Raw genomic sequence first — 12,205 nt, 5'->3', positions numbered from 1 at the left:
TCAAAAATAATTTCCTCCTTAATTGTCAATTGTCCGTTGTCAATTCTCAATTAAAAAAAGGCCCCTTTTTAGAGGCCTTTATTACTAATTAATTCTCTATATTATATTTTGTTTTAGTCGTTTCAACTAAGACAGCACCGCTTTTAGAAATAAAATCTCCTTGCTTAGTTTCAAAAATATTTTTTCCTACAATTAAGTCCATAACATTACTAATCTGCTCTGTGGTTAAACTATCTTTAACATTTTTAACTGTCATATTAGATTTACTACCTTTAGTTGTTATAAATGTCATAACTAAATCTTTTGCCATAAAAATTCCCCCTATTCTTTCTATAACATAATAATAATCTTTACATGTTTTCCTAAGAAAAAAATCATTCTTTTGATCTTATTTCCTTCATGATTAATTTCATAAGAAAAATTAGTTCGAAAAGTTTTTGCTATTATAGAGGATAGAATATTATTTAAAAACTCCACTATCCTCTTTATCATAGTCTATGCCTCTATAAGCTTACTTTTATCTTCTCTAGTTATTTCTGTTACATCATTCATTAGTAAATTTGCCATAACACCAGCAACAGAATAAACCTCCTCATCCTTAGCTGTAACTTTAATTTTAGAAAATCTTTGATTCTTGTAAAGATCCTCCCCCTTTGAGTTAAGGCCATCCTTATAAGTTAATAAAACTGATGAACTTGTTTTAATTGACGATATTGCCATGTTCTAATCACTCCTTTCACTAATTAAATATGCATAGATTAGTGAAGTTTATAAAGTTAATTTAAAGATTTTATGTTTTTTATGTAATATATAAAAGTGGCGAACTTAACTTAATTCACAATGCACAATGCATAATTCACAATTGTGGATATTTCTCAGTTACCACTGAGAAATTTATAATTGATTATTTCTTGAAGTTACAAAGTAACTTTTCATGAATGATTAGCAATTACATTGCTAGTCAAAAAGTACATTAAAGAAATTATTTTGCTAAAAAATAATTTCCACCTCAATTGTGAATTGTGAACTGTGCATTGTGCATTGATAAATCCCCAGAGTTGAAAATGAAAAAACTAGCAATACAAAATTGCTAGTTTTTAAGGACTATGAAAAATCTATGTTTCTATCTGTTTCTAATGCTTCTTTTCTATTTGCCTTATTCTTATTTAAGTCTTGTATAAAGTTTGCATTTTCTTTTATTTCTATTTTATATCTTGTTTGCTTTCCTTTAGTTGCCTCTGTATTTTTAATAAGTACTTTTATAGTCTTTCCATCACTGCTTAATGATGTTGTATAGTCAATAGTTGGAGTTAATCTTACCTTTTCATCTAAAGAGCTAGTTATAATTAAGTCGTGAGCAAATAAAACTTGATTTTCTCTATACAACTCTTCTGAAAACGGCATCCATACCTCAGCTCTATCGCTATTAGCTATATCAACACTATACTCTCTCCTATCTTCTGGCACCTCTGGTGCTGTTTTATCAACAATTTTTATTTTATTAGAATTGTCTACTCCTGAACCAGCTGAAGTCCTAATGCTATTACCATCATTAATTCTTAGTATTAAATCATTACCTGTTAAATCTTGTGTATCCGTTGGCATATCTCTATCAGTTTTAATTGTAACTATACTTGAATCATTAGTTATAACATCTTGTATCTCTATTCCTTTAAGATTCAGCTTAAAGTCATTCTTAGAAGCACCTTGTATAGTTTGATCAAATTTAACCTTTATAGTTCTTTTATCTTCTGTAATTGCATTACCGTTTTTAATATCCTCAGAATATATATTAGCTACCTTAGCCTTTGATTCCTTAACCACAGGCTTTTTAACCATATAATCTTTTAATATATTTCCTGCTTCGTCTTTAAGAGTAGTCAATTGGATTTCTGTAAGATTACTTCCAAAATTAACATATTGATTATCTATTTCCTCAGGTAATATTAATCTTACCCCTTTACCACCTTGTATAGGAGTTATGCTAGTATCTCCAGGTAAAGGTATCATTATGCCATTAAAATTAATTAAGTAACTTGAAGTACTCTCTAGAGTTGAAATATCCATTTTCTTTGAGAAAGTTAAAACTATTGTTCTAGTTCTTCCATCACTTGATATTGACTCTAAAGTTGGAGGAGTAGTATCTCTAACTACAATCTCCTTACTATAATCCTTAATTAAATTTTGATTTTGAGTAGCATCTCTTAAACCAGAAATTTTAATTATATTTTTTCCTTGTGGTAACTCATTATATAGTTCAATAGTTATAATTTTTCTATCACCATCTGCAAATTTAACTCCTTTAATTGATACCCCATTATCTTTTTCATCTTTTATAGTAAAGTATTTTGTACTTTGAGAATCATCATGCATATTTTTATTAAAAATAACTGTTATTTGCTTTCTATTTGGAGATAGGGTTACATTTTTAACCTCTGGTTTAGTTTGATCTAACTCTGGTCTAACCTTTACAGTATTCTCTCTTATTCTATTTCCGCTATAATCTTCCACATAGTCTATATACATTGTAGTTTCATAACCTGGAAGCCTATTAGCTGAAGTTGAGAAATAAAACTCATATTTATTTCCTGATAATTTTTTCATATCATTAGCTTTTATTTTACGATCAGCTACTTTATAATAAACATTATCTATTTTTACAGTGCTTGGATCCACATCCTCACTAAAAGTTATAACTAACTTCTCTGAAGTTGCAACAGCTTTATCAATTCTAGGTGGTGTTTTATCTTCAACTACATTTAATTTATGTTCTGAATATATTGACTTGAAGCTATTAAAATCTGTAACTCCCTCAATTGTTAACTTATACTCACCTGGTTTCAATAAATCTTTATCATATGGAGTTAACACCACTTCTCTTCCAGTAATATTGGCAGAGCCTGAAAATTTCTTTCCATTCAATTGAATGTTGTTTATAGGTACTGTATTAACTGGCTCACTAAACACTATTTTAATTGCTTTAGTACCTAAATTTATTACCTGTTTTACTTCTGGATAGGTACTATCTATTGGAGTAAACACAATATCCTTTGCATATATCATTTCATTATTTTTAGCTAGAATTTTTTCCACTTTAATTTTATATTTCTCTTGATTTGCTAGTGGCTTTTTCATAGTTAATCTAGCTGTTTTTTCATCTTCTAACAACTCAATGCTTTCTATTTCTCCACTGTTATTAATAGAGTAGTTTGATACATCCTCTGCAGAATCTTTATCTACTTTAATTCCAAAAGTGACATCTACTTCTTTTAAATTAGTTGCCTTTACTGAACTAACTTCTGCCTTCTCAACAACTTGAGATGGATCTCTAAACTTGCCACCTAAAGCGCTAGCAATACTTTCTGTAGTATTATCACCTATACCTCCACCTACTAATGTAACTTCTTCTACCTTACTTTGAGACTTTAAGAATGTTTCTTGAGATAGAGATAGTTTACTTCCTGCTAATATTATTGGAGCACCTTCTTTTCCAGCTACTGGTCCTGCTGCTAATGCGTCAACTAATTGATTTTCTTGAACTGCCCCATCTTTAGCTACATAAACAGATTTTAGCGCTTTTCCACCATAAAACTTTCTAACAACCTCAGCATTAGTTTCACTTCTATTAGCTCCACCAAGCCTTTCAGCTTTTAAATCATCTTTTATAGAATTTGAAACAACACCTTCTCCTCCAACTACAATAGCTTCTTTGCCTTTAGCCATATCTTTAACTTCTCCAAGGCTTGTACCATTTGTTAAAAGTATTGCTATATTATTTTCAGCTGCCGCTCCTGCCACAGATAGTGCATCTGCAAGTCTACCATTTAATCCATTAACAACAGCAACTTTTTTAGGATTTAGTTTTTCTGCGACTTTTACAGAAGTTTCAAAACGATTTGCTCCTGATATTCTTTCAACTTTTAATCCATTTTGCTCTAATTCTCTAACTACATCCTTAGAGATTACACCTTCTCCACCCACTACGAAAACATTCTTAGCACCTAATTCTTTAATTCTTTTTCCTGTAGCTTCTGTTAATTTTCCTGAGTCTGTTAGTAATATTGGTGCATCCTTTAGTTTTGCAAAAGGTGTAGCAGAAAGTGCATCTGCAATAGCCATAGCATTAACCAAAACTATATTATCGCTTTTGCTCCATTTTGAACTAACTTTTACAGCTGTTTCATATCTATTATTTCCAGCTAATAATTTTTTCTCAATAGTCTTATTTGTCTCTACAGCAAAAACATTAGAATTCATTGTTGCAAAAGTAGAAGCAAGTAACAACCCTGAAATAACCTTTGAACTCTTTTTCATCTTTTTATTCTCCTTTTCATCTTTTTAAATTCAAATGTGTAATATATAGTTAATTAATTTATATATTAATCTTTTATTTAATTTCACTATATAAACCTACCAAGTAATTAAAATTACACATTTATTTAAGTAATAAATAATCTGCTTTTTATTAAAAGTCTATCTTATTTAATCAATAAAAAATTATTATAATCTCTACTTTAAATTAAAATTTAAAATCGTAATTTATCATCATCTGCACTTAATGATTTTATTCCCAATGATATAATTTTTTAACAGTTTAATTATACCAAAAAATACGAAAATATACTATGTTATACTGTAATTAAATGTAAATTTCATAGAGTTACTGCTAAAGATTCACTACAAAAATTTAATAAAGTATATAAATTTTAATTAAAGCATTCTATATAAATAATTTAATTTCTTTTAGTATACTCATAAAAGCTTTGAAATTTATTAAGAAATAGTTAAAATTTTATATTTTTTACTAATTTTAAATAGAAATTAATTTCAATCATAATTCTTTATTCTTAATTTTTTAATTACCTAATCGTAGCTGCGAACAATGTTGGCCATACTATTATTTCATTGGTAACTGTTCCTTAAGTCTGAAGGATGCTTCACAGCATTAATTTCCACCCCTGGGGTCTATATGAAAACTATAGAATTGAAATAAAATTAAATCATCTACGAAATTTAAATCTGTAACTAATTTCTATGTAGACCCCTGGGGTACAGTATGATATGCCACACTACTTACATCATTAAACAATATTCTAATTACATTGGTTATCTCCATAATGACAGATAGATTCACTGGTTTTTTCTCCAAACTATACTGCACCTCAGGGGAACCCTTATACAATTGAGAATTGACGATTGGCAATGAAGAATTATGGACATTTCTCAGTAGAAACTGAGAAATTTAAAATTGATTTCTTTTTGAAGTTACGTAGTAACTCCTTAATAAAAGAGACCATCTATTGCATTGCCAGCTAAAAAATCTATTTAAAGAAATTAATTCACAAAGATTTAATTTCCTCCTTAACTGTGAATTGTGAACTGTGCATTGTGCATTGATTAAGTTTCCTTACAATAAAAAAACTAGCAATTCTATTGCTAGTTAAAAGTCAGTAAAAAATTAATTTAATCAAAATTTAAAAAGTACATATTTATATACCTTTTAAGCTATAGCATCAATTTTTTCTCCTTCATATTTATCTTTATCATTGATATTTTCACTATAATGCTTAATATTTTGGGCAGTTTGTTGTTGCTTTATTAATAGCTTATCATCATTTTGTGTATTATCATTGTTGCTAGTATTCTTACTTTCTTCGCTTTTGTAGGTAATATTATTTAATCTATTACTTCCTACACTATTCTCAAATTTATTATTTGTATCTGTTAATTTGTCATTAATTTTTTCAGTAATATTTTCAATGTTCTCCTTTATCTTAGCAACAGATTTTCTCTTTTCAATAGTCTCAATTCCTCTTGACTCATCTAGCTTTATCTCATTTTCTAAAACTCTTACCTCACCAGACATTGAAGTTCTTTGAGAAGATAAAGCTTTAGCTTGAGATAAATTATTAGAAAGACTTAAAACACTAGTCATTTTTTCTTCAGAGTTATCTCCATTACTTTCTTTAGCAGAAAGTTTATTTGATTTTTCTTTAAGTTTCTCTTTTTTCTTACTTACATCCTCAGTACCAAGTGATTTACGTTGTTCTTCACATTGAATTTTACTTATTTGCTCATTGATTTCATTAATTTGCTTATTAATATCATGTAGCTTTTCTTTTGTTGCTGACGGACTTTCACCATTCTCTAAAGCTTTTTCAATAATATCATTTTTTCTGTCCATTAAATTTACTTTCCGCTCAATTAGATTTTCAAGCATATTGTTTTTCTTTGACTTTTGTCCTAAAGATACAGCCATACTACTTTTATTCATAGTATTATTTTTTTCAGTTCTTCCATTGTTATCATTAGAATTTTTAATAAAACTACTATTAGAAGAATGACGTAAACTTACTGGTCTCACGTACTGTTGTGATGAAAAAGATATTCTCATATATAGCCACCCTTTCCTATAAATTTGTAATCACAATATATCTTGTTACACTTCTTATATCGTGAAAAATTATGGAAAGTTTATTATATTATAGAAGCAGATAATAAAAATGAAGAATGAAGGGTTTATAGATATTTCTCAATAAAAGCTAAGAAATTTTAAATTGATTAACTGTAGAGACGAACTTAATTTAATTCATAATTCACAATACAAAATTCACAATTGTGGATATTTCTCAGTTAAAACTGAGAAATTTAAAATTGATTCTTTATTTAAATTTACAAAGTAATTTTGCATAAAAAAAGTGACGAACAATGTTCGCCGCTACAAAAATCTGTTGAAGAAATTAATTTTCACCAGAATTCTTCATTCTTTATACTTAATTTTTAATTATCATATTTTCTTCATCATCTACAAATTTTTCTGCAAGAGCATATAATAGCTCTAAATAATTTATTTGAAAGGAACATGTTTAATATGGATGGTATAACTTTGTTCGATTCAAGATTTATTTAGATATTTGTACTGTTATAACCATTATATTTAGCATAATGAAAAATAATATAATACCTATCCTCATTTCACATCTATGGATATATCTAATTATTTCATTTTTATTTGAATCTAAATCACATTCATTTTTCTTAAAGTTTTCAAAATCTTTTTTACTAGAATAAAACATAACACCAAAAAGTATATATGTAACTATCTTCATGAAATTTGTATTCAATGTGATCCCCCCATTTGTATTAGTTGTGAAACCTAAGACCATTATATTACATCCCAACCAATAAATACATCATTGATTTGTAATAACATATAAAGATACTCACGTACATGAGTATCTTTTGACTATCATTATTTTAATGTTGACATTTACTTTCCTAATAAGAAAAGGCCAACGATGTTCGCCCCTACAAGAATATATTAAAGAAATTATTTTGTTTAAAAGTAATTTCATCATTAATTGTCAATTGTCAAATTTCCATTCTCCATTGATAAACTTCCCCAGAGGTGAAATAAAAAAACTAGCAATTGCATTGCTAGTTAAAAATCAGTTAAAGAAATTAGTTTGAACAAAACTAATTTCAACTATAATTCTTCATTCTTCATACTTAATTCTTAATTATCATAGTTTCTCCATTGACAAAGGTCGGTATTAATTTCGTATTTTTTAAGAAACCAGAGTTTATAATGACTTTATTTTTTCCATCTAAAACACCTAAATCTGTATCTAGCAAAATAGTTTTATCAATGGTTAACGTTATTTTAATTGTTGTTTCATTTTCTATTTTAGCTTCTTCTATATGATTAACAACATTTCCATTGTTAGAAAAATTAAATTTATGGTTAACATCTCTTGTTCCATCATTAGCTACTATTAAAAGTTTACTCCAATCTATTTGAGATTTTATATCTTTACCTACAGTACCTATTTCATTAAAATTTGTTCCTGTTATAGTTAATATCCCTTTTGGATTTTGGATATTTCCATTTTCATAAGTTACTTTAGTTATTGTAACATTTGGAATTCTGTGAACATCTTCTACTTTAAAACATACAAATTTAGTTATTTTATTTTCTAAATCAAGTTCATATAGAGATACATATTTACCTAAATTAACTTTTATATTGTCTCCGCTATTATATCCTATTACTCCTTTATTACCTACTATCTTTTTACTACCTACTGTTGGTGTTGCTAGCGGATTATCACTTATTTCATAGGCCAATTTATTTCTGCTATTTATAACATTATAATCAATTTTTATTGTTCCATTGCCACTGCCAGGTAAGACTTTATAATTGGTAATTAGGTTTACTAAATGTGTTCCTGCAATTTCTCCATCTGTTGATGTTGGTTCTTTTGCTAAAGCTCTATTACCTTTTAAATCTTTTATAACTCTCACTTTACCATTATCATCCTTATTAAACTTAATTACATATCTTGCTTTTACTGCACTTTCACTCGGGTTTATTGTAACTTTAAGTTTATTTGAGTTACCATTACTATCTTTAATAAAGTCCACTTCAAATTCTGTTACTTTAAGAGGATAGTTAGGTTCATATTGTGAGAAAATATCCAAATCTGTTTTTATGAAAAGAGGACTTACTGTTGTATCTAGGTTTTCACTAAATGGTATGATTATCTCATTACCATTTTCTATTCTATATCCTCTTGAAGATTCTAAAACTACTTCTGGAGAAATTTTATCTACAATTTTAATTGGTCTTGAGGTATCTACTGAACTACCTGCTGATGTTTTAATTTTATATCCGTCAGTTATTATTAACGCATCTTCTCTAATATCTGTTGGCATGTCTCTATTAGTACGAATTTTTACGATATCTGTACCATCAGTATAAACCTCTGATATTCTTATATCTTCATTATTGTATCTTACATCTAATCTAAAGGCATCACTATATGCTTTCTCAATTGATTTATCAAATCTAACCTTTATAGTTCTTCTATCTTCCGCAACAGCATTGCCCTCTCTAATTGTCTCTGAATATCTTTCCGCTACTTTTCCCTTTGAATCTCTATCGATAGGTTCTCTTTTATAAATATCTTCCAATATATTACCTGCCAANNCTGCCATAACTTGTATCTCTGTAAGATTATCTCCTAGATATACGGTTTTACCATCTATTCTCTCTGGTAAAGTTATCATAACTCCTCTTCCATTTTGCACAGCAGTTATATCTGTTGATGATGGTAATGGAGTCATTTTATTATCAAGATACACATAATAGTTAGATCTATCCTCCAAAGTAGCTGAATTCATCACTTCTGAGAAGGTTATAACTATTCTTCTATATTCCCTATTAGTTGCAATAGATAAAATTCTAGGAGGAGTTGTATCCCCTACCACAAAATCTTCATTATAGTCTATCATTGTATTTTGAAGATGTGTTCCATCTTTTATGCCAAATATTCTTATTGAATTTCTACCTTCTGGGAGCTTATCATACATAACTACCTCTAAAACTTTGTAATCGTCCGCTCCCCAATTTATATCCTTAATTCCAAGTACCTTTCCATCTTTATCTTTTATAGTAAAAAATCTACTATCTCTAGAATCTTTATGAAGAATTTTATTAAATCTAACAATTATTGTCTTGTTATTTGAATCTACAGTAACAGATTTAACCTGTGGTCTACTAACATCTACTTCTGGCTTTACTCTTACGTTTGTCTCTCTAATTTTATTTCCGCTATAATCTTTAACATCTTCTACATATAACATAACTTCATAAGCTGGAAGTCTATTAGAACTCTCTGAGAAATAAAATTCATATTTGTTTCCTGCTAATTTATTCATTTTATTAGCTCTTATTTTATTTCCTCCAGATTTATAGTACACATTTTCAGCTCTCATAGTATCTGGATCTACATCTTCACTAAAGGTTAATACTAATCTTTCTAAGGTTGCAGTAACATGTTCTACTCTTGGAGGGGTATTGTCTTCCTCTACCAAAAACCTATTTTCAGAATAAACTGTTCTTAACCCAACATAATCAGCTACTCCATCAACTGCAAGCTTATGCTCTCCTGGTTTTAATAAATCCCTATCAAAAACTGTCAATATTAACTCTCTTCCATTGTTGGTCACTGAACCATAAAAGTTTTTACCATCTAATGTGAAATTATTAGAACTAGCTTTTTTAATTGGCTCAGTAAATATAACCTTAATAGCTTTAGTTCCAAGAGAGACCACTTTTTCCACTGCTGGTAATGTGTTGTCTAATGGAGTAAAGTCAAATTTTCCATAGATTTCTCTATTACTATAGGAATATACCTTAGAAAGTTCTAAAGTGTATTTTTCTTGATTTTTTAAAACCCTATCGTTCACTTCTTTAATATTTAAAATAATTGTTCTTTCATCTTCCAATAAAGTTGCACTTTCAATCTTTATATCTTTATTTATAGAATAGTTATCTTTATCCTCTGCACTTTCTTTATTTACTCTAGCTCCAAAGGTAATTATAACTTCCTTTACATTTGTAGCTTTCACTGAAGTAACCTCGTCTTTATCCACTACAGCTTTATATTCTAAAGCATTAAGTATAGAATTTACTGTTCTGTAGTTTACTCCTCCACCTACTTCATAAACCTTATTAATTTTCTCCTGTGATTTTAAAAATCTTTCTTGCTCATAATATAGTCTATCTCCCGCTAATAATATTGGAGAAGAATTCTTAGCGGCAAGAGGTCCTGCTGATAATGCATCAACTAATTCATTTTCCTTATAAGTTCCATCTTTAGTAATATATATTTCCTTAACTTCTTTGCTGCCATAAAAAGCCTTTAAGACCTCTCCATTAGTTTCATTTCTGTTATTTCCATATATTCTTTCAGCTCTTAACTGTTGGCGAAGCCCTTCACTAACTACTCCAGTTCCTCCAACAACAGTAATATCCATTCCCTCAACTACTCTTCTAGCATTACCTATATTACTACCATTAGTCAAAATAATTGCCATATTATTTTCTCCAGCTGGTGCTGCAATAGATAATGCATCTGCGAGTCCCTTTATACCATTAACTACAAAAGCTCTATTGGTATTTAAATTTTTAGCTACTTCTACAGAAGTTTCATATCTGTCTAATCCATGAATTCTTTCCACAGATATTCCCATATTCTCAAGTTCTCTAACTATAGAATTGCTTACAACACCTGTGCCACCAATAATATAAACTTTTCTAGTTCCAAGTTCTCTTATTCTATCTTTAGTTGTCCATGTCAATTTATCTTTACCTGTTAATAATATTGGTGCATTTTTTTCTCTAGCAAAAGGTGCAGCAGAAAGTGCATCAGCTATAGCAGTTCCATTAACTAAAACCACATTATCTGAAGACCTCCATCCCTCTTCGCTGACCTTAACAGCAGTTTCATATCTGTCATTTCCACCTAAATATTTCTTTTCAATTGTATCCCTAGACTGAACAGCAAAAGCCCTACAGTTACTCATTGTAAAAGTTAACCCAAGAATCAAAGTTGAAACAATTTTAAAACTCTTCTTCACCATATCCTCTCCCTATTTTTATCAATTTACCGATATAATTAATATATGAAATTATGGGAGGATATGACACTAATTCAATTGACAATTGACGATGGACAATGGACAATTGTGGAAACTTCTCCTTTATGGGAGAAGTTGTAAATTTATTTTCTTTTTAAGTTACATAGTAACTTTTTATAATAAAAAAACTAGCAATTACATTGCTAGTAAAAATTAATATTCATATTAATTTCCTAATCGTAGCGGCGAACAGTGTTCGCCGCTACAAATATCTATTTAAAGAAATTAGTTTTATCAAAACTAATTTCAACCATAATCCTTCATTCTTCATACTTAATTCTTAATTCCTATATGCTCTTCATTTCTTAATCTGCTTATAATTGACTTCTTTCTATATACCACATTATGATATTTTAAATTCTTTTCCTCTGCATATTGTCTTATGGTTTTTTCTTGAAAGAATATGTTTTCTAATATTTCTTTTTCTATGGGGGATAGGCTGTCTATTAATCCTTTAAGTTGCTGTAGGGTTTCTTTAAGTATATAATCTTCTTCTATGTTATCACTAGAATTTAATACATCTAGTATTTTTAATCCATTATGATCTGCTTCTAAGCTAAGGTTATACCCTTCTTTTACTTTGCTTCTTATAAGTGAATAATAATTATTTTTAATTGAAGCAATTGCATAAGGTGTAAAAGAATATTTGGTTATATCACAAGCTCTTATCGCTTTTAATAAGCTGTAAAAACCAACCTGTTCTAGATCTTCTACGTCATTT

7 protein-coding genes are annotated in these 12,205 nt (G+C 28.7%); all 7 read right to left on the bottom strand.

Annotated features, from left to right (window positions below):
* Window positions 1–88: 88 nt before the first annotated feature.
* Window positions 89–310, bottom strand: a complete 222-nt coding sequence (locus B3603_RS08990; RefSeq protein ID WP_291563608.1) for a DUF2922 domain-containing protein — start codon at window positions 308–310, stop codon at window positions 89–91.
* 185 nt (window positions 311–495) lie between these two features.
* Window positions 496–720 (bottom strand): DUF1659 domain-containing protein, encoded by a 225-nt coding sequence (locus B3603_RS08985; protein ID WP_291563606.1) that lies wholly within the window; start codon window positions 718–720, stop codon window positions 496–498.
* Between the two features lie 384 nt (window positions 721–1,104).
* Window positions 1,105–4,314, bottom strand: coding sequence for a cell wall-binding repeat-containing protein (locus B3603_RS08980; protein WP_291563604.1), 3,210 nt, complete (start codon window positions 4,312–4,314; stop codon window positions 1,105–1,107).
* A gap of 1,186 nt (window positions 4,315–5,500) precedes the next feature.
* Window positions 5,501–6,394, bottom strand: a complete 894-nt coding sequence (locus tag B3603_RS08975; protein WP_291563602.1) for a hypothetical protein — start codon at window positions 6,392–6,394, stop codon at window positions 5,501–5,503.
* Between the two features lie 508 nt (window positions 6,395–6,902).
* On the bottom strand, window positions 6,903–7,124 hold the full coding sequence (locus B3603_RS08970) for a hypothetical protein (RefSeq protein WP_291563600.1): 222 nt from the start codon (window positions 7,122–7,124) through the stop codon (window positions 6,903–6,905).
* Between the two features lie 385 nt (window positions 7,125–7,509).
* Window positions 7,510–11,424 (bottom strand): cell wall-binding repeat-containing protein, encoded by a 3,915-nt coding sequence (locus tag B3603_RS08965; RefSeq protein WP_291563598.1) that lies wholly within the window; start codon window positions 11,422–11,424, stop codon window positions 7,510–7,512.
* Window positions 11,425–11,757: 333 nt separating this feature from the next.
* Window positions 11,758–12,205 (bottom strand): sigma-70 family RNA polymerase sigma factor (locus B3603_RS08960; RefSeq protein ID WP_291563595.1); only part of this gene is annotated, 448 nt, incomplete at its 5' end.

It is taken from the genome of Clostridium sp. UBA2485 (assembly GCF_002341865.1).
GTDB lineage: Bacteria > Bacillota > Clostridia > Clostridiales > Clostridiaceae > Clostridium_J.
The sequence above is the reverse complement of the archived record's forward strand: the minus strand, read 5'-3'. Positions and strand labels throughout refer to the sequence as shown.

What these genes read in the sequence shown, in the direction of transcription:
- B3603_RS08975 (WP_291563602.1), bottom strand. Translation starts at nt 6,394, where the DNA reads ATGAGAATATCTTTTTCATCACAACAGTACGTGAGACCAGTAAGTTTA.
- B3603_RS08990 (WP_291563608.1), bottom strand. Translation starts at nt 310, where the DNA reads ATGGCAAAAGATTTAGTTATGACATTTATAACAACTAAAGGTAGTAAA.
- B3603_RS08985 (WP_291563606.1), bottom strand. Translation starts at nt 720, where the DNA reads ATGGCAATATCGTCAATTAAAACAAGTTCATCAGTTTTATTAACTTAT.
- B3603_RS08980 (WP_291563604.1), bottom strand. Translation starts at nt 4,314, where the DNA reads ATGAAAAAGAGTTCAAAGGTTATTTCAGGGTTGTTACTTGCTTCTACT.